18 protein-coding genes and 1 tRNA gene are annotated in these 24,168 nt (G+C 61.4%); 10 read left to right on the plus strand and 9 right to left on the minus strand.

The window, feature by feature from the left end; translation table 11 throughout:
* Nucleotides 1-599: 599 nt before the first annotated feature.
* On the plus strand, nt 600-1,166 hold the full coding sequence (locus AAFH49_RS14700) for a fasciclin domain-containing protein (protein ID WP_342299309.1): 567 nt from the start codon (nt 600-602) through the stop codon (nt 1,164-1,166).
* A gap of 83 nt (nt 1,167-1,249) precedes the next feature.
* Here AAFH49_RS14700 and AAFH49_RS14705 read toward each other — a convergent pair whose 3' ends face one another.
* Nucleotides 1,250-2,404: a DnaJ domain-containing protein gene (locus tag AAFH49_RS14705; RefSeq protein ID WP_342299310.1), complete on the minus strand. Its 1,155-nt coding sequence runs from the start codon at nt 2,402-2,404 to the stop codon at nt 1,250-1,252.
* Between the two features lie 128 nt (nt 2,405-2,532).
* Here AAFH49_RS14705 and AAFH49_RS14710 point away from each other — a divergent pair, with 128 nt between their 5' ends.
* The 3 genes from AAFH49_RS14710 to AAFH49_RS14720 are packed head-to-tail and all read left to right on the plus strand — an operon-like array spanning nt 2,533 to nt 4,531.
* The gene (locus tag AAFH49_RS14710; protein ID WP_342299313.1) at nt 2,533-2,910 is read left to right on the plus strand and encodes a phage holin family protein; all 378 of its coding nucleotides are present in this window, start codon (nt 2,533-2,535) and stop codon (nt 2,908-2,910) included.
* A gap of 12 nt (nt 2,911-2,922) precedes the next feature.
* Complete coding sequence (locus AAFH49_RS14715; RefSeq protein WP_342299315.1) at nt 2,923-3,774, plus strand: hypothetical protein; 852 nt, start codon at nt 2,923-2,925, stop codon at nt 3,772-3,774.
* A complete protein-coding gene (locus AAFH49_RS14720; RefSeq protein WP_342299317.1) occupies nt 3,746-4,531 on the plus strand; it encodes a geranylgeranylglyceryl/heptaprenylglyceryl phosphate synthase in 786 nt (261 codons plus the stop codon). Before AAFH49_RS14715 ends, AAFH49_RS14720 begins: the two co-directional genes overlap by 29 nt.
* A 70-nt stretch (nt 4,532-4,601) precedes the next feature.
* Here the strand turns inward: AAFH49_RS14720 and AAFH49_RS14725 are convergent.
* Nucleotides 4,602-4,677, minus strand: a tRNA-Thr gene (locus tag AAFH49_RS14725).
* 269 nt (nt 4,678-4,946) lie between these two features.
* Here AAFH49_RS14725 and AAFH49_RS14730 point away from each other — a divergent pair.
* From AAFH49_RS14730 to AAFH49_RS14740, 3 genes are all read left to right on the plus strand, one after another.
* Entirely contained in the window at nt 4,947-5,213 is a 267-nt protein-coding gene (locus tag AAFH49_RS14730; RefSeq protein WP_342299320.1) for a DUF4834 family protein, read from the plus strand.
* Between the two features lie 158 nt (nt 5,214-5,371).
* Nucleotides 5,372-7,909, plus strand: coding sequence for a YfhO family protein (locus AAFH49_RS14735; RefSeq protein WP_342299323.1), 2,538 nt, complete (start codon nt 5,372-5,374; stop codon nt 7,907-7,909).
* Between the two features lie 83 nt (nt 7,910-7,992).
* Nucleotides 7,993-8,913, plus strand: coding sequence for a 1-aminocyclopropane-1-carboxylate deaminase/D-cysteine desulfhydrase (locus AAFH49_RS14740; RefSeq protein ID WP_342299325.1), 921 nt, complete (start codon nt 7,993-7,995; stop codon nt 8,911-8,913).
* Here the strand turns inward: AAFH49_RS14740 and AAFH49_RS14745 are convergent.
* Entirely contained in the window at nt 8,910-10,079 is a 1,170-nt protein-coding gene (locus AAFH49_RS14745) for a glycosyltransferase family 39 protein (RefSeq protein WP_342299326.1), read from the minus strand. The two genes, AAFH49_RS14740 and AAFH49_RS14745, sit on opposite strands and share 4 nt — an antisense overlap.
* 65 nt (nt 10,080-10,144) lie before the next feature.
* Here AAFH49_RS14745 and AAFH49_RS14750 point away from each other — a divergent pair, with 65 nt between their 5' ends.
* The gene (locus tag AAFH49_RS14750) at nt 10,145-10,780 is read left to right on the plus strand and encodes a DUF4230 domain-containing protein (RefSeq protein ID WP_342299327.1); all 636 of its coding nucleotides are present in this window, start codon (nt 10,145-10,147) and stop codon (nt 10,778-10,780) included.
* Between the two features lie 131 nt (nt 10,781-10,911).
* Here AAFH49_RS14750 and AAFH49_RS14755 read toward each other — a convergent pair whose 3' ends face one another.
* Nucleotides 10,912-11,418, minus strand: a complete 507-nt coding sequence (locus AAFH49_RS14755) for a regulatory protein RecX (RefSeq protein ID WP_342299328.1) — start codon at nt 11,416-11,418, stop codon at nt 10,912-10,914.
* A gap of 189 nt (nt 11,419-11,607) precedes the next feature.
* Here AAFH49_RS14755 and AAFH49_RS14760 point away from each other — a divergent pair, with 189 nt between their 5' ends.
* Nucleotides 11,608-14,253, plus strand: a complete 2,646-nt coding sequence (locus AAFH49_RS14760) for a DUF5686 and carboxypeptidase regulatory-like domain-containing protein (RefSeq protein ID WP_342299330.1) — start codon at nt 11,608-11,610, stop codon at nt 14,251-14,253.
* Here AAFH49_RS14760 and AAFH49_RS14765 read toward each other — a convergent pair.
* The 4 genes from AAFH49_RS14765 to AAFH49_RS14780 all read right to left on the minus strand — a co-directional run bounded on the left by AAFH49_RS14765 (nt 14,250) and on the right by AAFH49_RS14780 (nt 21,076).
* Nucleotides 14,250-15,689: an amidohydrolase family protein gene (locus AAFH49_RS14765; RefSeq protein ID WP_342299332.1), complete on the minus strand. Its 1,440-nt coding sequence runs from the start codon at nt 15,687-15,689 to the stop codon at nt 14,250-14,252. The two genes, AAFH49_RS14760 and AAFH49_RS14765, sit on opposite strands and share 4 nt — an antisense overlap.
* A 30-nt stretch (nt 15,690-15,719) precedes the next feature.
* Complete coding sequence (locus AAFH49_RS14770; RefSeq protein ID WP_342299333.1) at nt 15,720-17,717, minus strand: tetratricopeptide repeat protein; 1,998 nt, start codon at nt 17,715-17,717, stop codon at nt 15,720-15,722.
* 392 nt (nt 17,718-18,109) lie between these two features.
* On the minus strand, nt 18,110-19,606 hold the full coding sequence (locus AAFH49_RS14775) for a M16 family metallopeptidase (RefSeq protein WP_342299335.1): 1,497 nt from the start codon (nt 19,604-19,606) through the stop codon (nt 18,110-18,112).
* A 21-nt stretch (nt 19,607-19,627) separates the two neighbouring features.
* Nucleotides 19,628-21,076, minus strand: coding sequence for a M16 family metallopeptidase (locus tag AAFH49_RS14780; RefSeq protein ID WP_342299337.1), 1,449 nt, complete (start codon nt 21,074-21,076; stop codon nt 19,628-19,630).
* Nucleotides 21,077-21,275: 199 nt separating this feature from the next.
* Here AAFH49_RS14780 and AAFH49_RS14785 point away from each other — a divergent pair, with 199 nt between their 5' ends.
* Complete coding sequence (locus AAFH49_RS14785; protein WP_342299339.1) at nt 21,276-23,825, plus strand: bifunctional UDP-N-acetylmuramoyl-tripeptide:D-alanyl-D-alanine ligase/alanine racemase; 2,550 nt, start codon at nt 21,276-21,278, stop codon at nt 23,823-23,825.
* A 171-nt stretch (nt 23,826-23,996) separates the two neighbouring features.
* Here AAFH49_RS14785 and AAFH49_RS14790 read toward each other — a convergent pair whose 3' ends face one another.
* Entirely contained in the window at nt 23,997-24,143 is a 147-nt protein-coding gene (locus tag AAFH49_RS14790) for a hypothetical protein (RefSeq protein WP_342299340.1), read from the minus strand.
* Nucleotides 24,144-24,168 lie beyond the last annotated feature (25 nt).

The raw sequence follows: 24,168 nt of genomic DNA on the forward strand, positions 1-24,168 counted from the left end.
CGAACAGAGCCGTTAAGCCCCGGTGCGCCTATGGTACTGCCTTCACCGGTGGGAGAGTCGGTCGCCGCCAACCTTTTTTCAGTAATGCCCCTGCCGCTTTCACCAGCCGCAGGGGCATTTTGCTGTTACGCCAAGTTGGGATTTGAGGCAGCAGCATATCTGCTCAATCGTAGCTAGGTGGAGCAATGTTGTCTACCCAAGCCAATTAAGTTGGGCTTGTGTTGGTTACTTATATGGGAGAAGTCAGTGATAGACTTCAGCAGCGCTGATGGTCCCGATGCTGCTAGGGCTATTGTCGAGGGAATCATGTGCCGGACAAGACTTATGGAGGGGATATACGGTATAGTGGAAAAAGCAGCAGATGCCATGGCACGCCTTAATTAGAGGTACTGTTGAATTGTCAATATTGCAGGCATAAGCATGGTCAACGTATTAGTGCATTAGATGGATGAAAGCGTTAATAGTGAGTAAATTAGATGATTCTTGTAAGCGAATACTATTTGCGCATTCATAAAACTTTACCGTTGGGGCAATCCGCTGGATGAAGGAGTGGCGTAGGTGAGGCATCATTCAAAACATCCAAGCATTTCTTCATATCCATGAAAAAGACTCTGTTTTCGCTCGCTTTCGTTGCTTTGTTCAGCGTTGCTACCACTACTACTGTTTCGGCCCAATCCAAGACTAAGACTGTGATGGTGGGCGGTGCCGCTATGTACCCCACGAAAAACATTATTGAAAACGCGGTTAACTCGAAAGACCACACTACGCTGGTGGCTGCGGTGAAAGCTGCTGGTTTGGTAGAGACGCTGCAAGGTGCTGGTCCCTTCACGGTATTTGCTCCTACCAATGAGGCTTTCAACAAGCTCCCCGCTGGTACGGTGGAAACGCTGGTGAAACCCGAGAATAAGGCGACGCTAACCAAAATCCTGACTTACCACGTGGTGGCTGGCCGTATGACTTCGGCTGATATCGCAAAAGCCATTAAAGCTGGTGGTGGCAAGGCTACCTTCAAAACGGTAAGCGGCGGTACCCTGACGGCCATGATGAAAGGCAAAGCCCTTGAGTTGAAAGACGAGAAAGGCGGCATTTCGACTGTTACCATCGCCGATGTGCTGCAGAGCAATGGCGTTATCCACGTGGTGAATACGGTGCTGATGCCCCAGTAAGGCTTTCCGAGCTTCTGAATGCAACTTCGGCAACCGCCGCTGGCTTTGGCTAGCGGCGGTTGTTTGCGTTTATGGGAGGCGCTTTAATGGCAGGCGGCTTGGGCCGTGCGGGCGTATTCGTAGCCTAGGTTCAGGGCGCGACGGTAGAACTCGCAGGCGGCGGTGGAGTCGCCGGTGTGGGCGGCTAGTTTGCCGAGCAGGAAGTGGGTGCGGCCATCAGTGGGGTTGGCCTGGAGTACGCGGAAGTAATCGGCCCAGGCTTCGGGGTAGCGGGCGAGGGTAGCGAAGGCCACGCCACGTAGCTGTACGTAGCGCCAAGGGGCTTTTCGACCGGTGCGTTGGTACTGGCTTAGGCCGGTGGTGAAATCGACTACAGCCAGCGCGGGCTGATGTAGGTCGAGCAGGCGGATTTCGCCGCGGGCAAAGTAGGTGATGCTGCGAGTGCTGTCTAAGGAGAGGGAACGAGTGTAGTTGAAGTCGGCGGTGGTGGCGCGGCCGAGGGCGGCTTCGCAGCGGCCTAGCTGGTACAGCAGGTCGGCGGTGAGGCGGCGGGACTGGGGCTGTTGGAGGGCGGCCTGGAAATCGGCGCGGGCAGCATGGACATCCTGGAGGCTGAGGCGGGCCAGCTCGCCGCGCCGGCGCAGGGCAGGGGCGTAGTCGGGACGGAAGTGCAGGGTTTCATCCATGAAGCTGTACGCCGCTGACCAGTCGCCGCGGACGTAGGCCCGCAGGCCATCGGCGTAGTTGCTGTTGGCGGAGACGCGGTCCATGGTCACTTTCACGGCCATCGCAAAAAGCAAGATGCCGGCGATGAAAAGCAGCGTGAATAGCCAGTCGCGCCGATTGAAGGCGGGGCGTTGGCGCGGAATACGCTGGTAGTGCCGCTCACGGCTGCCGGCGGGCGGGCGAGTACGGAGCGGGGCTGGGGGCGGCATGGGCACGCCGTAGACGTGCTGCGAGACGGGCCGCTGCTGCTGTTGGCGCTGGGCTTCGGCGGCGCGGCGGGCGGCCTGGGCCAGCTGGAAATCATAGGTGGCGCGGCGGCCGGGGTCGCCGAGGATGCCGTAGGCCACGGCGACGGCTTTAAACTGCTCCTCGTAGCGGATGTCGCCACCGTGCTTGTCGGGGTGGAAGCGCACTACCAGCTGCCGGTAGGCGCGCTTGATATCGGCGGCCGGGGCGGTGGGGGCAACTCCAAGAATTTGATAATGATTCTGACTCACGCTAGCGGCAAACACAAAGGTGGGTGCAAAAGTCAGCCACGCGCCGAAATTTTCCGTAGAACCGGCGCGGTCCACTGCTTTTTTCTGCGAAATCAAAGAAACTGTCGGGCTTTTTTTCTTGTGTCACTCCATTTTCGCGCCGCATGTTCAACGACGACGATACCTCCAAAACTCCCCGTAACGACAGCCTGATTGGGAACCTCACAGGTTACCTTGATACCCGCATTGACCTAGTTCGGCTGGAAATTCAACAAAAAGTATCCACCATTTTCGTGGGTACCATTCACGGCGCAACCCTGGCTATTCTGGGGCTGCTGTTCGTCATCTTTGTGAGCATCTTTGCCGGACTGGCTCTTAATGCCGCTCTGAATAGCCCGTATTGGGGCTTTGGTATTGTGGCCGGCTTCTATCTGGTGCTGCTGGTGCTGGTGCTAGTAGGCGTTGATAAAACGGCTTTTCAGGGCCTCGCTAACAAAGTGCTGAAGGATACCATTTACAAATCTGACAAACGCCAAGCTTAAGCCAACCCTAGCATGAGTGAGTTGCAAAACCCCCTGTTCGAAGAGGAAAAGGAATTCCTTGAACGCAAAAAACTGGAATACGAGCGCGCCCTGCGGGGCGATGTGGACCACATCAAGGACCAATCGGTGGTGGTGGGCAAGGTGGCGCTGGTTGGCGCGGGCCTGGCCGGTGGCGTGTGGCTCATCACCAAGTTGATTGGTGGCAAGAAGCGCAAGCGTACTCCGAAGCATGCGGCTGAGCACAACGAGGCCGACCATGACTACGAGTTCGGCGCCGATTATTATTCCAACAGCAAAGGCAAAAAGGATAAGAAGGGCAAAAAAGGCGATGACCTGGCGCATAAGTCGGCCGAAGAATCGGCCCGCGCTTTTGTGGAACATCACGAGCACGCTCACGAAGCCGATGACCTGGGCTTTGGCTCTACAGGGGCACATTCGGGAGAGCATTCTTCGGAGACGGCTTCCAGTGCTCCTTTTGCAGCTGGCGCGGCATTTGCCGATGAGGAATTTGAGGAAGACCCGTTTCAGGATTTGCCTTACGACGACAGCCGCCGTTTGCCCGCTTCGCATGCTTTTGATGAGCCCACGCCGGCAGCCAGCCCGGCTAATTCGCGTTCGCGCATGGTAGGCTCAGTGCTGCAGGCGTTTTTGCAGTCTGATACGGGCAAGGTGCTGGTGGCGCAGGCAGCTGCCCTAGCCTTGGCCATGGTGACGAAAAAAGTAGGTGAGTTTTTCCCGGCGGACAAAAATGCCGACCTTGCGACTTCTCCCGGCTACGCCAAGGCCGAAACCGGGGCTTCTCCCGTCGCCTCGTCTGCTCCTTCTGACTCCTCGGATGCGTCCAACCCCCCTAAGTCTTTATGATGCGCTGCGCGCCCGGCAGCAGCACGGCCGCAAAGCGCTGGCCGTATTGCTCGACCCGGACAACCTAGATGAAACCAGCCTGCTGCACCTGCTCAGCCTGAGCGAGGTGCATCCGGTCGATTACTTTTTCGTGGGGGGCAGCCTAGTGCTTAGTGAGCACCAGGCTGCCCTCATCACGTTAATCAAGGCCCATTCCGATGTGCCGGTGTTGCTGTTTCCCAGCCATAGCATGCACCTGGATGGCCCGGCCGATGGATTGCTGCTGCTCTCGCTCATATCGGGCCGCAACCCTGATTTTCTGATTGGGCAGCATGTGGTGGCCGCGCCGCGCCTCAAGGCCAGCGGCTTGCAGCTGCTGTCGACGGGCTATATGCTGGTTGATTCGGGCCGGCAAACGACGGCTTCCTACATGAGTGGCACCACGCCGATGCCGCACAACAAGCCGGGTATTGCGGCATGTACTGCGCTGGCCGGCGAGCAGCTGGGGCTGAAGCTGATGTACCTCGATGGGGGTAGTGGAGCGCAGAACCCGGTGTCCGGCGCGATGATTGCGGCCGTGCGCGAAGCCGTGAGCGCGCCCCTTATTGTGGGCGGCGGGCTGAATTCGGGTGAGAAGGTGTACGCGGCTTTGGCCGCTGGGGCCGATGTGGTGGTGGTCGGCAACCACATTGAGGCCAAGCCGGAGTTTCTGGCCGAAGTGTCGGAGGTGGTTGCCTCGTTTAATCAGGTGGCAGCTTCGCGGCGCGTTTTTCAATAGCCTTGCGGCTGGCAATTCAATCAAATAAAAAGGCCCTGAAACCATTGTGCGGTTTCAGGGCCTTTTTATTTGGAGCCGATTATTGGACTCGAACCAACGACCTGCTCATTACGAATGAGCTGCTCTACCAACTGAGCTAAATCGGCTTGTGCCCGACCAACGGTTTTGGAAGGGGCTGCAAAGATAGGCAATCCGCCGGAAGCTGCGCAACCGCGCGGGGAGAAAAATTTATTGTTCGTGGCGTGGACTCGGAGTAGGGATAAACCCGACGGCCCGGTAAAATTGCTGCTGTGCTGGCCGTCCGCAGGCGCGGAACCGATAAGCAGGGACGGGCCGTTTGCGTAAAATAAAAGCACCGTTCGCTCGTCAGCAGGGGCTGACCGTACTTTGCAGCGGCGTTTACGTTTCTGACCACATGAAATTCTGGCTCATATTCATTCTGATTTTTTTCGCCGTTCGCTACCTGTTGCCCATCGTGCTGCGGTTGGCGCTGAGCGGCTTTGTACGCAAGCAGATGCGCAATGGGGGCTTTGTGGTGCCGCCACAGGCGCGGCCCGAGAGTGGCCCTACTTCCCGGCCCGGCGAGGTACGGGTGGAGTACGTACCGCCTACGGCAGCCCAAAACAAGCAGCCCCACGACTTCAAGGGCGGAGAGTACGTTGATTTTGAGGAAGTAAAATAGAAGCGCAACGTTTTGGGAAGTAAAAAGAGGTTTTGTCAGGCTAACGCGAGCGTAGCCCGGCGAAACCTCTTTTTATTTCCCAAAACGTCGTGGTGGAAGCGATAGCGCGGTTCTACTGTACCTTCGGGCACGTTTTCATTTTCCCCAAAATTGCCCTGATGGCTGCTGTTGTTTCTGCTCCTTCTGTTTCGTCCGCGCCGTGGTGGCAGCGGGCTTTGCCGCACGTGCTGGCGGTGTTGTTTTTCGTGTTGCTGGCCTGCGTGTATTTCGCGCCCATCATGTTCGATGGCAAAACCCTGGCCCAGCACGATATTACCCAGTTTCAGGGCGGCGCGCACGAGGCGCAGGAATATGCCAAGGCCATGGGCAAAGAGGCGTTGTGGACGAATTCCATGTTTTCGGGGATGCCGACGTACCTCATCAGCCTGCACTTTCCGGGCGACTGGTCGGGGTATTTGCAGAAGGCCATGACGCTGGGCCTGCCCGCCGTGGTAGCCAACCTGTTTCTGGCGCTGCTCTGCGGCTATATTCTGCTGGTGGCGCTGGGCGTGCGGCCGCTCATTGCGGTGGCGGGCGCGGTGGCGCTGGGCTTTTCGAGCTACAACCTGGCCATTCTGGCCGCCGGCCACAACACCAAGAGCCTGGCCCTGGCCTACGCACCGCTGGTGCTGGGCGGCCTGCTCGTGACGTACCGCCGCGATAAGTGGCTGGGCGCGGCCCTGTTTGCCGTCGGACTCACGCTGAACGTGCACGTCAACCACCTCCAGATTACCTACTACCTGCTGCTTCTGGTGGCTATTTTCGGCGTTATTGAATTGGTTTCGGCCGTGCGGGCGGGCCGCCTGCCCGAGTTTGCCAAGCGCACGGCGCTGCTGGCGTTGGGCGCGGCTCTGGCCGTGGGCGTGAGCTTCGGCCGCCTTTATACCACCGCCGAGTACAGCAAATACAGCAACCGTGGGCCTAGTGAATTGAAAACGCCGGCTCCGACTGCACCCGGCCAAGCCCCGGCTCCTAAAACTGAGGACGAAGGCTCGGGCGTGGACCGCGACTACGCTTTCCAGTACAGCTACGGCGTGGGCGAAACCATTACCCTGCTGATTCCCAACTTCTACGGTGGGGCCAGCTCCATGCCGCTCAGCACCGATTCTAACCTCGCCAAAGCGGGTTTGCCGCAGGAATACCTGGGCGCGATGCCAACCTATTGGGGGCAGCAGAGCTACACGGCCGGGCCGGTGTACATGGGCGCGGTGGTGTGCTTTTTGTTTATTCTGGGGCTGTTTGTGGTGGAGAAGCGCACGCGCTACTGGCTGCTGGGCGGTACTATTCTTTCCATTTTGCTGGCTTGGGGTAAGAATTTCGAGACGTTTAACTACCTGATTTTCGACCTGTTGCCAGGCTACAACAAGTTCCGCGCCGTGAGCATGGCGCTGGTGATTGCGCAGCTGGCCATGCCTATCCTGGGTGCGTTGGCATTGAGCCGGGTGCTGCGGCCTCGTCCGGCTACGGCTCCCACATTGCCCGGCACCAAGGCCCCGCTTTCGGCCGACGCGGCGGCTTTATTGCCCAAGGTTTTGTATGCTGGCGCTATCACGGCTGGGCTGTGCGTGCTGGCGTATATGGCGAGCTTCAGCTTCGATTTCGCGGCTCCCGTGGATGGCGAGCTGACCAAGCAGGGCTTCACGCCGCAGCTGCTGGGCGCGCTGCGCGCCGACCGTGCCGATTTGCTCCGCAACGACGTGTGGCGCGGGCTGCTGTTCATTGGCGCGGCGCTGGGTGTGCTGTATTTCCATCTGAAAGGGCAGCTGAAAGTGGTGCCAGCGGCGGCCATTATGGTGGTGCTGGTGCTGGTGGATTTGTGGGGCGTGGACAAGCGCTACCTCGGCGACAATAAATTCCAGCGCGAAACCATCGCCGAGGAATTCCAGCCGAGCCCGGCCGACCAGATGATTTTGCAGGATAAGGACCTGAGCTACCGCGTGCTCAACGTGCAGAATCCCTTCAACGAAGCCCAGACTTCGTACTTCCACAAGAGCATCGGTGGCTACCACGGGGCCAAGCTGCGCCGCTACCAGGACCTCATCGAGCGTCAGATTTCGAACAATAACCAGCAGGTGCTCAACATGCTGAACATGCGCTACCTCATCACCGGCGATGCCAAGCAGCCGGTGCAGCGCAACCCCGGTGCGCTGGGCAATGCCTGGTTTGTGAGCACGGTGAAGCCCGTGGCCAGCCCCGATGCCGAAATGGCCGCTCTCAGCACCCTGAACCCCGCCACCGAGGCCGTGGTGGATGTCAGCAAATTCCCGCAGCAAAAAGCCGCGACCTACGATATTGCCGGCTCCAGCATTGCCCTCACCGGCTACAGCCCCGATGAATTGAAGTACCGTTGCAACGCCACGCAGGCCGGGTTGGTGGTGTTCTCGGAAATCTATTATGCCGACGGCTGGCAGGCTTACATCGACGGCAAGCCGGTGCCGCACATCCGCGCCGATTATGTGCTGCGGGCGCTGCAGGTGCCGGCCGGCACCCACACTATCGAGTTCAAGTTTGAGCCGAAAGCCTACGCCGTGGGCAATGGCGTGTCGTTGGCGGCCAGCATTGCGCTGCTGCTGGTGCTGGTAGGCACGGGCGTGTACGTGGCGCGCCGCCGCGAGCGTAGCGGCGACGAGCTGGCCGATGCGCCGGTGCTGGCGTAGCTTCTGCTTTAGAAGGAATCAGGGAAGGGGATAGGGGAAACGGTTGTTTTTCCAGTCCCCTTTCTCATTTTACCGCCGCTTCGATGCCTGCTTCGTCTCTTCTTCAGCTGCTTGATGAGCCCGTTGCCGCTGCTCACGGTGTACGACTATTGTTGTGGCGCGACGACCTTGTGAATCCGGACCTGCCCGGCAATAAGGCCCGTAAGCTCAAGTATAACCTGATGGCGGCGCGGCATCAGGGGCACCACACGCTGCTCACGTTTGGCGGGGCGTACTCCAACCACATTGCGGCGGTGGCGGCTGCTGGCCGGCTGCTGGGCTTCCGCACCATTGGCCTGATTCGGGGCGATGAACCAGCGGTTGGGGAGAATCTCAACCCTACGCTGGCCCAGGCTGCCGCCGATGGCATGGAGCTGCATTACCTCGACCGCACGGCATACCACCGTCGGGGCGAGCCGGCGTTTATCGCAGAGCAATTGGCCCGCTTCGGCCCAGCCTACGTGCTGCCCGAGGGTGGTACGAATGCGCTGGCCCTGCCTGGCTGCGCCGAGCTGGTAGCCGAAATCCGGCAGCAGGTTGATTTTGATGCGCTGGCCGTGGCCGTGGGTACCGGTGGCACGTTGGCGGGGCTGCTCACCGGACTGGCTGGCCAGCACCACGCGGTGGGCGTGGCGGCGTTGAAGAACGGCGAATTTCTGCGCAGTGAAATCGATGCGCTGACGCAGGCGACGGCTGGACAAGCCTTCGATAACTACTCGCTCCAGACCGATTATCATTTTGGTGGCTACGCTAAATACTCGGCGGAGCTACTAGTGTTTATTCAGCAGTTTCAGGAACGGCACGGCGTGTTGCTTGACCCGATTTATACTGGCAAGCTGCTGTTTGGGGTGCTGGATTTGATTGGGAAAGGCTATTTCCAGCGAGGTAGCACGGTGGTGGCTATTCACACCGGCGGGCAGCAGGCCTGGGCCGGGTGGCAGGAGCGGTTTGGGAGCAAGCGCTAAGCTGTGGCCGTCTTTTTGCCAGCCCACCAGTTGGCTATTTCCAGCGAAGCCAGCACGAATACCACCGTCAGCACTGGGGCCAGAAACCGCACGTCCCAGTCATCGACGGTGAGCATTATGATGGCCGTTTGCAGGAGGAAAATGGCCGCCAGAAACACCCGTGCCGGCCGCCAGATGCTGGCCTGCCGTGCGCCGCGCGCCGCCAGCCAGTAGGCTGGCCACAGCACCACCACGCCGATAACCCGGTGCGCCAGTGAGTAGTGCGGCTTGAGGTAGCTGACGAATACGAACAGCTTGCCCAGCATCAACCGGCCCAGATACAGCGGATTATGCGCGCCGAAATACGCCACCCGCGCCACCGGGCCGGTGCCGGGCGGTGGCATATTGAGCGGTGCGGCTTGGTGCACAGCCCACAGCTGGTAGCGGAAAATCAACTCGCCGCGCTGGTAGGTGTCCATCAGGTAGTAGGTGGCGAGCTGGTGGTTGAGAGCCACCCAGAGCAGGGGCGAGAGCAGCGCCAGGGCCACCAGGGCCGCCCGCCACGGCCGGCGGTCGGGGGCACGATGCAGGGCATCGAGGCCGGCCAGGGCAGCGGCCAGCGCTACCAGAAAGCCGTTGGGGCGGGCCAGGGCGGTGAGGGTTAATACGATAATCAGCCACAGCCAGTCCTGCCGCTGGCCGCTTTGCAGCTTGGTGAAGGCCCCGAATGACAGCGCCACCAAGCTTATAAACAGCGACTCGGTAAGCAGGAAAACGTTAAAGGGCTGAATATCGGGCCAGGCAATGAAGAGAAGCGTGGCCAGCGCTGCCGCGCCGCGCCGGCCGTGACTCAACCGCCGCGTGCCCCGGTAAATGGCCCGCGTAGCCAGCGCCGAAATAGCCATCTGGCCCGCCACTATGCCCCACCAGCCCAAGCCCAGCCGCAGCCACAGGCTCTGGAATAGCGGGTAGAGCACGTAGCGCAAGTTGTGGCCGGGCTCGAAGTAGCCGCGCTCGGCAATATTGGCGGCGTAGGCCAGGTAACGGCCGCTGTCGTTGGCGAAGCGTGGCCCGTGAAACTTGCGCAGGTACACCAGCTGCACCAGAATCCACAGCCCCGCCAGCAGCGCCGGGTGATGCCGCCACAAGCGTTGGGCCAGCAAGCGAAAAGAAGTCGGAACGCGCATCAGCCTGCAAAGCTAGGCCAGCATCCGGCCCAACGCCGCGCCGCGCCCTGCGTACTTTACGCTATATGAATTTAGTCCGCCTCGTCCGCCGCCTGTTGCCGCTGTTGTTTCTCGTGGGGCTGGGGTGGTTTCTCTGGAAGAAAATTGGCCCCACGCTCGCCGACCTCAACCCGCTGAATACGGAGCCCAAAGTCACCGTGACGCACAACACCGTGCTCACCCAGGTCGAAGCCCTGGGCAAGCTGGAGCTGGTGCGCTACAAGTTCAAGGACATTGTGGAGTATCGCCGGGCCAGCCGCTACCCGTTGCTGCCCGATGCTAAAGTAGCCCTCGTGGTGGGCGGCGAAGCCGTGGGCTGCCTTGACCTGCGCAAAATCCGCCCGCAGGATGTCGTGTTCGAGGGCGACTCTATCGTGCGCGTGGTGCTGCCCGCGCCGGAACTGTGCTCCTTTCAGGTGAACCACGACCAAAGCCGCGTATTCAGCACCGAAAACGGCTTTTTTCAGGATGCCGACCTTGTGGACCAGGGTTACAAATACGCCGAAAAGCAGGTCCGCAACGCCGCCCTGCAATCCGGAATCCTGGCCGAAACCCAGCGCAACGCCGAGCAGATTCTCGTGCCCATGCTGCGCACGCTAACCGGGCGGCGTGTGATAGTGGGGCAGCAATTGGTGATGCCGGCGGTGGGAGCTAAGCAGTAAGTAGCGTGGACTCTGCGAGTCCGCGTCTCGCCGCTACGCGGCGAATGCGGGGCTGCGCATAACCCCAACGGCAACAACGATTATTTGCCGCGTGGCGGCGAGACGCGGAATCGCAGAATCCGCGCTACGTGCTACTCGTCATCTTCCGGCGCTTTGCCCAGCTCATCGAGCGCCATTTTTATCAAATCCTGCTCGTAGCCTTTGCCCGTCAGATACTGCGAGATTTTCATGCGACGCACGCGTGGATTTTTCTCCTTTTCCTGACGGTCCTTTTTCTCCATCACCTCCACCAGGTTCTGGTAATACTCTTCGCCATCAATCTCCTTCATACCCGACTTGATGCAGTATTCGCTGATGCCTTTCTGCTTCAATTCCTGCATGATGCGGCGGCGGCCCCACTTCTTCTGGCGGTAGTGGCCGCGCACGAATGCCTGGGCAAACCGCTCCTCATCCAGCAGCTTTTCGCGGCTCAGGCGGATGATGATTTCGCCGGCCTCGTCCTCGTCTAGGCCGTAGGATTTTAGCTTTTGCTCGACTTCCTTTTGGGTGCGCTCCTGATAGGCGCAGAAGGCGGCAATTTTTTGCAGGGCTTCGCCGGGTGTGTATTGTTTGGGGGCTTTGTCGGGGTTTTTGAACATGCGGAGGGGCTTTCGAAAGGCAAGTAACACTCAACAACGCATCAGGAGCTTCGTTACCAATCCGCAGGCAAATATTCGATGGCGCGATGGAATATTTGCCTGCGGCCGGGCAACTCATTGGCGCGCCTGAGAATCAGTAGGGGCAGGGCCGTAACTTGTGCGGGCCTTTTTCTGCCTTTTGCCCGTTGTATGTCACGCACACTGTTTCGTTGGGTTGTATTCGTCTTGCTGCTGAGCGGTGCGCCATTCCTCAGCCGCGCCGGCGTTATCCGGGGCACGGTGAGCGGGGCCGATAAGGCTGGCCTGGCCTTCGCCAACGTGGCCGTGCGCGGCGCGGCCACCAGCACCGGGGCCAATGAGCAGGGCCAGTTCCAGCTGCGGCTGCCGGCCGGGCAGTACGAGCTGGTGTTCCAGTATGTGGGCTACAAGCAACACATCGAGCCCGTGCGTGTGCCCGGCGGCGACTCCACGCTCACCGTCAACGTCACGCTTCAGCCCGAGGCCTACAACCTGGGCGAGGTGCTGGTGAAGTCCTCCGACCGCGACCCGGCCTACGCCATCATCCAGGAAGCGCAGCAGTGGCGGGCCTACCACAAGCGCGAGGTGGCCGCTTACCGCGCCCGCATCTACATCAAAGCCCTGGGCCGCATCACCGACACGCCGGCCAAAATCATGGGCCTGTTCAAGCTGGGGCCGGACATCAAAAAGGGCATTTTCTACCTCTCCGAAACCGTGTCCGATTTTAGCTTCACGCAGCCCAACATCATCAAGGAAAAGATGCTATCGAGCCGCATCAGCGGCGACTCGCGGGGCATCAGCTTCAACCGGGCCAGCGCGGGGCGCAACCTGAGCTTCTATGAGAATCTGATAAATCCCGGGTTTTCGGAGCGCGGGTTCGTGTCGCCTATCGCGGGCAATGCCATGCTGTTTTACAAGTACGAGCTGGTGGGCAGTACCCCGCAGGGCGGCGTGCTGGTGCACAAAATCCGGGTGTTGCCGCGCCGCCGGACGGACCCCGTTTTCGCGGGCTTCATTTACATCGTGGACGGCTCCTGGCGCATCCATTCCGTCGATTTGCACCTGGATAAGGATGCCCAGCTCGACTATGTGGACGAGCTGCACCTGGCCCAGCAATACGCACCCGCGCCGGGCAATGCCAACGTCTGGCTCATCCAATCGCAGCAGGTCACCGCTAATCTTTCAGGTTTGGGTTTCAAAGGTTCGGGCTATATCACGGCCGTGCTTTCCAACTACGCCAACGTGGTGCCCACTTACCCCACGCCGCCCGAACCCAAGGCCGCGCCACCCGTGGTGGCCGAGGGCAAAAATGCCCCCGTAGGCCAGGAAACCGCCGCCCAAATCCGCAAGCGCAAGCCCGACCTGCGCGGCCTCAACGCCCAGGTGCGCAAGAAGGTGAAACAGGCCCAGCGTGACTCGCTCAAAAACGACATCTTCGCCCAGATGCCGCGCGGCGAGGTGCAGCTGGTGGAAAAAGGCGTGAACGAGCGCGACTCGGCCTACTGGGATGCCGTGCGCCCGGTGCCCCTCACCGCCGAGGAACAGAAGGATTACCACGTCAAGGACAGCACCGAAGTCATCCGCCGCTCACGCCCCTACCAGGATTCGATGGACCGCAAGCGCAACGAGTTCGAGCCCATCAGCCTGCTGCTGGGCGGCTACACGCACGTCAATAGCTTCAAGAAAACGTCGTTCTACGTGCTGCCGGTGTCGCAGATTTTTCAGTACAACACCGTGGAAGGGGCCGTGCTCAACGCCCAGGCCACCTTCCGCAAGCGCACCGACGACCGGCGAAATTTCAGCATCACGCCGGTGCTGCGCTACGGTTTCAGCAGCACCGAGCTGAACCCCAGCCTGGAGGCCAGCTGGCAGCTGCACCCGGCCCGCCGCCAGCAAATCGGCCTGAAAGCCGGCCGCACCATCGAGAATTTCGACAAAAACTCGCAGGTGACGCCGCTCATCAACACGCTCTATACGCTGTTTGACAACCGCAATTACGCCAAGCTCTACCGCCGCGACGGGGCCGAGCTCAGCTACCTCACCGAGCCGCTGACGGGCCTCACGCTGCTCACCACCGCCGCCTACTTCGACCGCCACGAGCTGTACAACACCACCGACCGGCTCATCTACGACGTGCCCGGCCGCGCCTTCACCCCCAACCGGCCCGTGAGCGACGAGCTGCCCGATACCGGATTCGGCCGCAGCCGCATCCTCACCGTGGCGCTCTCGGCCGATTTCAAGCCCGGCCAGCGCTACATCAGCCGGCCCGATGGCCGGTTCAACCTCGGCTCCAAGTGGCCCACTTTCAATGTGCAGGGCCGGCTGGCCATCCCGCACGCGCTGGGGGCCGATGTGCGCTACCTGCTGCTGCAAGCCGGCGTGCGCGATGCCGTGCCGCTGGGGCTGCTAGGTACCAGTAATTTCCGTGTGAACGTGGGCGGATTCGTGGGCAAACAGGAGGGGATGACCTTCATCGACTACCGCCACTTTTCCGGTAACCAAACCATCCTGGCCGGCAACTTCAGCAACTATCAGCTGCTGGACTACTACCGCTTCAGCACCAACAACACCTACCTCGAAGCCCATTACGACCACCACTTCAACGGCTTTATCTTCAACAAAGTCCCGCTCTTCCGCAAGCTGAAATGGCAGGAAGTGGCCTCGCTCAATTATCTCACTACCGCCCAAGCCGGCCACTACGTGGAGCTGGGCGCGGGTGTGGAGCACATCCTGAAAGTGCTGCGGGTTGATTTCTACACGGCCCTGCAAAGCGGGGAGCGGCTGGGCACGGGCGTGCGGATAGGCGTGGGTTTCTAGCGGTTGCGGATTGCCCGTATCATATTCGCCAGCGCGGCGGCCGGATAGGCTTTGCCCCGCGAAATCACGGCATCGATTTTTTTGATGTTGGCGATGTCTTCCAAGGGGTTGGCGGTCAGGAGCACCAAATCAGCGTCCTTGCCGGGGGCAATGGCCACGGTTTGCTCGGCCACGCCCATGAAGCGGGCCCCGTTGAGGGTAGCGGCTTGCAGCGCCTGGAGCGGCGTGAGGCCGGCTTTCACCAGCAAAATCACCTCTTCCTGGAGCGAGGCCCCGGGGTAAATGAACGAGTTGAACGGGCCGCTATCGGAGCCGGCCAGTAGCGTGACGCCAGCCGCCTGCATGGCCGGAATCATGCTCATGAACTTGGCTTCCAGATTCTTGCTGAAGTTCTGGCTGGCCAGCGGCTGCACGCGGGCGTTGGTGAGGCGGCGCTGATAGGTGGACTGAATCTTGGGGTCGATATAGGCCAGGAGGGTATCGCGGGCATGGTCGTTTTCGGGCAGCTCGGTCAGCGTTTTGCCGATGTAGAGCGTGGGCACGGCGGCCATGTGGCGCTTGGCCATGAGGGCGAAAATGCGGGCTGCCGCCGCCGGGCTGTAGGTGTCGTACACGGCGGGCAGCGTGGCAAACAGGCCCAGCGGCTTGCTCGTGCTCAGGCTGTTGCGCACCAGCGTAGTGAGGCTGTCTTCTTTGCCGGAGCAGGCTTTGAACACGTAGTACAAGTGCTCCGTCGCATCGAGGCCGCGTTTCACGGCGTCGCTCAGCTTCACGGAGTAGGGCATGTGGCCGGTGGTTTTCAGGCCGCGCCGCTGGGCCTGCCGAATGGTTTCGAGGTAGGCCGCGCCCGAAATCTTGCTGTCGTAAATCTTCACGTAGTCCACCTTTAGCCGCTGCAATGAGTCGAGCGCCTTGCTGATTTGGGCTTTGGTTTCGACTTCCAATGAGCCCGGCCAATAGGCGCCCGGCCCGTCAATTTTGGGGCCGGATGTGAAGATGCGCGGCCCGGCCAGCCGGCCCGCGTCCATGTCGCGCCGCCACTGGAAAATGCTCGGGGTGAGGTCGCCACCCGCGTCGCGCACCGTCGTGATGCCGTGGGCCAGAAACAGCGTCAGGCTTTTTTTATTGGCGGCGGCCAGGCTGTCGCCACCCCGAAAGTGCACGTGCATGTCCCAGAGGCCCGGTATCAGGTAGCGGCCGTTGCCGTTCACGTACTGCCGGGCGGCGTAGCTGTCTTTGTCGGCCAGCTGCACGCTCACGATTTTGCCCTTCGCGATGGCCACCACCTGGTTGGGCGTGAGCTGGCCCGTGCGCACGTCCACGATGGTCACATGGTTGATAACCACGTCGTAAATCTCCAGCTTAGTGGGGCGGCGGGCGCAGGTAGTAAGCAGCGCGGCCGCCAGCAAACCAAAAACAACTCGGGACAATTTCATTGCGGGCGGTGACAAACAGGGCCGGCAAAGTTAGCCCGGCAGGCGCACCGTGAACCGGGTGAATTTTCCTTCCTGCGTTTCGACGGTCAGCGTGCCCTGGTGGCCCTTCGTAATAATATCATACGCCAGCGACAGGCCCAGACCGGTGCCATCGCCGGCCGGCTTGGTGGTGAAGAAGGGCTGAAACACCCGCTCCGCCACGCTGGCCGCGATGCCGAAGCCGTTGTCGTATATTTCTACTTCTATCCATTCGCCCACGCGGCGCGTCTGTACGCTCACCTGGGGCTGAAAGCCGGGGCCGCTGGTGTGCTGGTGCTGCCGCACCGCATAAAAGGCATTGGCAAACAGGTTGAGCAGTGCCCGACCCAATTCCTGGGGCACGGCGGCCACGGTACCCACGGCCGGGTCGAAATGGGTTTCGAGCTCCACGGCGGGCGTGATTTCCTGGGCCGGCGCGCCCTGGTAGGCCAGGCGCAGGTTTTCGGCCACCAGGGCGTTGAGGTCGGTGGGCACGGGCTGCCGGGGGCCGGGGCGGGCGTGGGCCAGCATATCGGCGATGATGGCCGAGGCTCGCTGTCCGTGCGCGCTGATTTCGTGCAGATTCTGCTTCAAGCCGTCCAGTATCTGCTGCTCCAGGCCTTCGGGCTGAGCCGTGCCGTCGTGGTTTAGCAGGCCCACGCTCACGTCGGCAAACTTGCGCATGAAGGCCAGCGGGTTCTGCAGTTCATTGGCAATACCGGCCGAAAGTTCTCCCACAAATGCCCATTTCTCGGCTGCCACCAGCTGTGTCTGGATGGCGCGCACCTCGGTCAGGGCCTCGTCCAGAGCGTTGCGTTGGGCTTCAATCTGGGCGTTGCGCTCGTTCAGGAGGCGATTGGCGCGGCGCTGGCGGCGGTTGGCCCAGCCCAGCACCAGCGCTACCGTTAGCACCACCCCCAACAAGCTTAGCAGGCCGGCGCGCTGGTAGCTGGCGGTTTGCTGCTCCTGCGCCGCCCGCTGCCGGAGCTGCTGCTGCTGCTCAGTGAAAGCCAGTAATTCCAGCTGCCGAAACTTCTCGGGGCCAAAAAGGCTGTCGCGCGCCACCCCCGCCAGGCTCTGGTAATAAAAGGCACTGTCCGGGCGGTGGCGGGCCTTATAAAGCCGCGCCAGCAGCGCCCCGGCATCCATCACCGTGAGGCGATATGAGACGGCCTGGGCCTGGTGCAAGGCATCGCGGGCGTGCAGCAGGCTCGAATCGGGCTGGTGCAACTGCTCAAACAGCAGAGCCATGTGGTAGTGCGCCATGGCCCGGTTGCGCAAGTCGTTGGTAGCCTGGGTTTCGTGCAAGGCGCGGCGGTAGTAGGCAAATGCCTCCGGGTAGTGGCCCAGACGGGCCTGCACCATGCCCATGTTGCGCAGGGCCAGCGCCACGGCCAGCCGGGGCCGCAGGTTTTGGGCAAGGAGCCTTTCGGCCCGCTGCTGGAGGGCCAGCGCCGAATCGAGTTGATTGAGCTTCTCATAGCAACTGCCCAAGTTGGTGAGGGTGCCCGCCACCCACGGCAGCCGGTGCAGGCGGCGGTACAGCCCTTCCGAAGCCCGGTAGTACCTGATGGCCTGAGGGTACTGGCGCAAATCGAGGCTGATATTGCCCAGGCAGTTTAGGTTGTAGGCTTCACCTTCCAGGTCGTGGCTTTGACGGCTGAGCTGGAGGGCGATTGACTGATTGGCGTAGGCCTGGGGCAGCTCGCCGCGCTCGCGCAGCACCATGCCAATCATGCCCTGGGCACGGCCCCGGCCCTTGTCAAAATTCAATCGGCGCGAGAGCTGCCAAGCCTCCTGAGCCAGGTACATGGTCGAATCGGGCTGCGAGGCCCGGTAGGTGCGGCCCAGCTCTAGGAGCAGCAGCACCCGGGCCGAGTCGGCCGGGGTGTGAGCCAGGATGCGCCGCAGGCTATCGGTAGCTGGGCTTTGGGCGCGGGCATAATGCCCCCAGCCAGCGAGGGATAGCCACACAAATAGCAGCAGCAGGCGTGCGGCCGGAACAGGCATTGGAGGAGCGGAAAGAAGGAAGCGGAAAGGACGAAAGGCTTGCAAGCCCCGGGCTGGGAGAGGAACGCTAGGACGGCTTGCGAATTGCAGGTAGTTACGTAAAAACCGAGATAGTCGGCTTGCCGATTAAATTGAAAACAAAATAGTCTGCAGAAGTATCCGAGGAATTTTTTAATAGGGCATAATGTGTTGAAAATAAATATAATGCCAACAAATTTTTCGGCTGCCAAGCTTGCCGCAATGGTGCCGCGCAGTGCGCGCCAGGGCTTGGCAATGGCTTGATTGGTCGTGCAGATTATTGGAGTGAGACATGAAAAAGGCCGTTTCGAGCAATCGAAACGGCCTTTTGAATTTTATTGTCAGCGCGTTGTACTCAGTGCTGTGCTACCGCGCTACATCGGCTTCTTGCGCGTCTCCTGAAACTTCTTCAGCTGCGGGTCAATCTGCTTTTTATCGCCCACCACCACAATGGTCATGGCTTCCGGCCGCACGTACTTGCGAGCGGTTTCGCTCACCTGCTGGGGCGTCACGGCGTTGATGTTTTTGACTTGCTCGGTGAGGTAGGTTTCGGGCAGGCCGTGGAGGTCGAGGGTGTTGAGCTGGCCAATGATGCCGCCGGGGTTGGAGTTGCGCAGCACAAACATGCCGCCCTCGTAGTTCTGAATGCCTTTCAGCTCCTCGGCGGTGGGCGGCGTCTTTTGCAGGCGCTCCACTTCGTTCATGATTTCGCGCAGCGAGTTATAGGTGTCGGCGGTGGTCACGTCGGCGTTTTCGCTCCAGTTGCCGGTGCGGTAGTGGGTTTCCACGTAGCTGTAGGGCGAATACGTGTAGCCCTTGTCTTCCCGGATGTTGCGCGTAATGCGCGAGCCAAACGAGCCGCCGAGCAGCGAGTTCATCACCCGCAGGCGGATGAAATCGGGGTTTGTGGGGTCGATGACCGGCAGGCCCACCACGATGGTGGACTGCGGCGCGTTGGGCCGGTCCTGGGTCAGCACATCGCCCCGCGTCAGCGGCTTGGCTACCTCGATGAGCGGGGCCGGGCCTTTGGTGAAGTCTTTCCACGCACTGGTAATGGCCTGGCGCAGAGCAGGGCTATCAAAGCGCCCGGCCGCGTACACGCTGATGCGCTGGGCTCCGTATTGGTTTTTGTAGAAGTTCTGCACCATTTCCAGCGTCAGCGCATCGAGCTGGGCATCGGTCGGCAGCGGGCGGCCATACGGGTGGCTGCCGTAGATGGCGGCCGAGTATTTCTGGCGGGCCTGGGTGCCGGGGTAGGAGCGAGCCAGGTTCATCTGGCGCTTCAGGTCGGCTTTGAGGCGGGGCAGCTCCGAGGCCGGCAGTGCCGGATTCATCACCACCTCGGCCAGGAGGGCGGCCAGCTGCGGCGCGTACTCGCTCAGGCAACTGGCCCAGAGCGTAGTCTGGTCGGCCCCCGCCGAAATACTGAGCGAGCCGCCCATGCGTGCCACTTTCTCGGCCAGTTGGGTGGCCGTCATGCTCGGGGTTCCTTCTTGCAAAAGCTTGGCCAGCAGGTCGGCCACGGCCACTTCGTTGGCGGCTTCGTGCACGTTGCCGGCCTGAATGGCCACCATCATGGTCACTTTGGGGACTTGGCCGTAGGGCACCAGCCGCGCCTTCAGGCCATTATCGAGGGTGAATTCTTCCTTGGCGGGCAGGGCAAAGTCGCGCGGGGCGCTGCCGGGCGGGGGCGTCTGCTTGGGCGCAGCCGTAGCGTTGGCGGCGGCCACGGCTTTGGCCACGCTGGCGGCCCGCGCGGTGGTGGGTTTGGCTGTTGGTTTGGATTTGGCTGGGGCTTTCTGGGCCTGCGCTCCCGGCGCAGCCGTAGCAACAAGGGCGGCACTGAGCAGCCCGATAATCAGCTTGTTCATGGCGATGAGTAGGAGGGAAGGCTAGCTCTTGGCCAGCGGGTTGACGGTGAGAATGGTGCGGTTGCCGGGCCGCAGGTATTCCTTGATGGTCTTCTGCATCAGTTCAGGCGTCACCTTGCGGAACTCGCTCTCGATGCGGTTGATGCGCGCCGGGTCGTTATCAAACAGCGCAAACGCCGCCAGCAAATCGGCCCGCCCAAAGTTGTCGGACCCGCTCACCTGGTCATAAAAAGCAGAGCGGATTTTCACCATCGCCAAATCCAGCGTGGCCTGGTCGATGCCGGTTTTGGCCAAGCGGTTAATTTCCTGGTCGAGCACGCCCACCACCGAGTCGGCCTGCACGCTGGGGTCGTACACGAGGCTGCCCATCCACAGCATCGGGCCGTTGTAGTTGAACTGGTTGCCGAGGTCCGAATTGATGCCGCCGCTCACGCCGTCGGAGTAGCCGCGTTTCTGCACCAGCGCCTGGTAGAGGCGGCTGTCGTTGCCTTGCAGCAGAATCTGGTCCAGCATCACCAGCGCATAATACTCGGGCGTGTTGCGCTCGGGCATGTGGTAGGCGAAGGCCAGCGCCGGCTTGTTGGCCAGCTTGTCGTCCTTCGAAAACCGCTGTTCCTGTTCCTGGCGCGGCTCCGTAAGGTCGGGCTTGGGCGGCTGCGGGGCGCTGGGAATATTGCCGTAGTATTTCTGCACCCAGGCCTTGGCTTCGGCAGGCTCAAAGTCGCCCACCACGGCCAGCACAGCGTTGTTGGGGGCGTAGTAGGTTTTGAAAAAGTCCTTGGTATCAGCCAGGTTGGCCGCGTCGAGGTCCTTCAAATCGCCGTAGAAATTGTGCGCGTTGTTCCAGTTCTTGTTGGCCTTCTGCGGCATATCCAGCCACGGAAAGCCGCCGTAGGGCTGGTTGAGTACGTTCACGCGCACCTCGCTTTTTACCACGCCCTGCTGGTTGGTCAGGTTGCTTTGGTTGATGGCCAGCCCGCGCATCCGGTCGGCCTCGGCCCACAGAATGGTTTCCAGTTTATTGCTCGGCACCACTTCAAAGTAGTTCGTGAAATCGAACCGCGTCGAGCCGTTCAATGCCCCGCCGTTCTTCTGAATCAGCTGAATAAACTCGGCCTTGCCCAGGTTCTGCGAACCCTGAAACATCAGGTGCTCAAACAAATGGGCAAAGCCCGTCCGGTTGCGCGGCTCCGTCCGGAAGCCCACCGCGTAGTACGCCGCCACCGTGGCCGTGGGCGCGGTGTGGTCGGGCGAGAGCACCACCCGCAGCCCATTCGGCAGCGTGTAGTACTCCACCGGAATCTCAAAGGCGGGCCCGGCCGGCGTGGGGGCGGCCATCGCAGTGGGAGCGGCGCTGGGCGCGGCCGGGGCCGTGACTACCGACGTGGCTTGGTGGCTGCACGCCCCCAGTGCCAGCGCGGCGGCCGGCAGCCCCAGCAGCCTAAGGCCGAGATTATTAAACTGTCTCATAGGTGAAAAGGTGTGAAATGGGAGTAAAGTGGATTCGATTTACAAAATATTGAGCAAAAGCTGGTAATGCCTTGCTGCCAACCGGCGGCTAATGGCTTCTGCCGCACAGATGCCGCGTTTGCGCCAGGGGTTGTTCGCCATCAGCTGAAAAGCCACTGCCGAAAGCCCGCACCGTTTTTTGCCGGACCTTTGCCCCATCATGCTCTTCCCCCGCTTCCTCGACCTGCCCGCCCGCGTATCCGGCCACCTGCTGCAAGCCCCCGCCGATGCCTCGGCCGAAGTGCGCCACCTGCTGCTCGATAGCCGCCGCGTGGGCCCGCCCGCCGGGGCCGTGTTCTTCGCCCTGCGCGGCCCCAGCCACAACGGTCACCGCTACCTGCCCGACCTCTACGCCCAAGGCGTGCGCCAGTTTATTGTGGAAGAAAATGCGGCCCTGCCCGGCGGCCTGGCCGCTTATGCCGGGGCCGGCATCCTGGCCGTAGCCAGCCCACTGGCGGCCTTGCAAGCGCTGGCCGCCGCCCACCGCGCCGAATTTCACGGCACGGTCATCGGCATCACCGGTTCCAATGGCAAGACTATCGTGAAGGAGTGGCTGGCCCAGCTCCTGAGCCCAGATGAGGATATCTGTCGCTCGCCGCGCTCCTACAACTCGCAGGTGGGCGTGCCGCTAAGTGTGTGGGAGTTGAACCCCGCGCGCCACACGGTGGGGATTTTTGAAGCCGGCATTTCCGAAGTAGGGGAGATGGCCCGGCTGGCCCACATCATCCAACCCACCGAAGGCATTTTTACCAATCTGGGCACGGCCCACGACGCCGGCTTTGCCTCCGAAGAACAGAAGCTGCGGGAGAAGCTGCAGCTGTTTCAGGGTCCGGGTTTCCAGCGCTTATTCTACTGCGCCGACCAGCCAATGGTGCGCACAGCCGTGGCCGCACAGCAAATCCCGACCTTCTGCTGGACGCGCCTGCCCCAGCAACCCGCCGACCTGCGCTTCACCACCGAAGCCAGCCCCGCCCACACCACCCGTCTGCACGCCGACTACCCCGCCACCGGCCTCAGCGCCGCCTTCACGCTGCCCTTCGCCGACGAGCCCTCCATCGAAAACGCGCTGCACTGCTTGGCCGTGCTGCTGCACCGGCAGGTAGAGCCTGCCGAGATTCAGCGCCGCCTGCTGCGCCTGCACCCCGTGGCCATGCGCCTGGAAATGAAGCTAGGCCGCCACGATTCCTACCTGCTCGACGATACTTATAATAACGACCTCGCCGGCCTGGCCCTGGCCCTCAATGCCCTGGCCCGCCAGAGCCGCCCCGGTCGCCGCACCCTCATTCTCAGCGATGTGCTGGAATCGGGCCTGAGAAGCCCGGAGCTATATGCCCGCGTGGCCGCCCTGCTGCCGGCGGCCGGCGTGAGCCGGCTGGTGGGCATTGGAGAGGAGATTTCTCAGTTAAGGGTTGGCGCTTTAAGCATTGAGTCCAACGAACCAGCCAACCAGCTCTCAACCGAATTCTTCCCCACCACCGAAGCCTTCCTCGCCCAACTCAACCCTACGGATTTCGCCCACGAAACCATCCTTATTAAAGGAGCGCGCCGCTTTGGGTTCGAGCGCATCGTGGCCGCCTTACAGGCCCAGCAGCACGGCACGGTGCTCGAAGTCAACCTCGACGCCCTCAGCCACAACCTCCAGCACTACCGCCGCCAGCTGAACCCCGGCACCAAGCTCATGGTGATGGTGAAAGCCTTCGCCTACGGCGCGGGCTCCTACGAAGTGGCCAGCCTGCTCGAATTTCAGCGGGCCGACTACCTCGCCGTGGCCTACGCCGACGAAGGCATCGCCCTGCGCGAAGCCGGAATCAGCCTGCCCATCATGGTGATGAACGCCGCCCCCGATGCCTTCGAAGCCCTCCGCCGCTACCGCCTGGAGCCCGAAATCTACTCCTTCGAAATGCTGGACGAGTACCTTGCCACCTTCGATATTCCCACCGAAAACGCGCTGCCCGCCCCCAAAATCCACCTCAAGCTCGATACCGGTATGCGCCGCCTCGGCTTCGACGAAGCCGACCTGCCGGCCTTGGCCGCCCGCCTGCGCCAGCACGCCACCCGCCTGCCCGTGGCCAGCATGATGACCCACCTCGCCGCCGCCGACGACCCCGGCCACGACGATTTCACCCACGAGCAGTTGGCAGCCTTCCGCCGCATGACCACCGCTCTGGAAGCCGCCCTGGGCCATCCTGTGCTCAAGCACGCTCTGAACTCGGCCGGCATCCTGCGCTTCCCGGAGGCGCAGTTCGACATGGTGCGCCTCGGCATCGGCCTCTACGGCGTGGATGCCAGCAACACCGCCGACCCCGCCACCCTGCGCCCCGTGAGCCAGCTGCGCACCACCATTTCCCAGATTAAAACCCTGCCCGCCGGCTTCACCGTGGGCTACGGCCGCCGGGGCACGGCCGCCGCCACCGAGCGCCGCATCGCCACGCTGGCCATTGGCTACGCTGATGGCTACGACCGCCGCTTCGGCAACGGCACGGGCACGGTGCTCATCCACGGCCAGGCAGCCCCACTGGTGGGCTCGGTGTGCATGGATATGTGCATGGTGGACGTGACAAATATCCCGGCCGCCCGGGCCGGCGATGTGGCCCTGGTCTTCGGCGAAGGCCTGCCATTGCCGGAGCTGGCCGGCCGCATCGGTACCATCGCCTACGAGCTGCTCACCAACGTGAGCGAGCGGGTGAAACGGGTATTCGTGAGCGAATAAGCGTTGCGATTCAGTGACTTGAGGGCTCTGCCAACGTGCATAAGTTGCTGATTTTGCCCTGTAAGTCAGCCAAATTCAGCCGGCAAAATGCTTGGTCCAACGCCGAAATATGATATTTTTTTGTGCTGAGGTCCGTGCGCGTAATGTTGGCAAGGTATTTATTTTGCTACTTTACATCTGGTGTAATGCGCCCGGAATACCTTTGGGGTAGCCCAGAGCTTTGTGATGCTCTTTAGTAATATGAAAACCAATACGTTCTTTCCTCTTCGCTTCGTCAGCGGTGCCTTTTTCTGCTTGGCCCTGGCGGTTTCTGCGCATGCTGATTCTCAGGCTCAAACGCCCG

Origin of the sequence: Hymenobacter segetis, assembly GCF_038448715.1 — a bacterium.
Taxonomy (GTDB): Bacteria; Bacteroidota; Bacteroidia; order Cytophagales; family Hymenobacteraceae; genus Hymenobacter; species Hymenobacter segetis.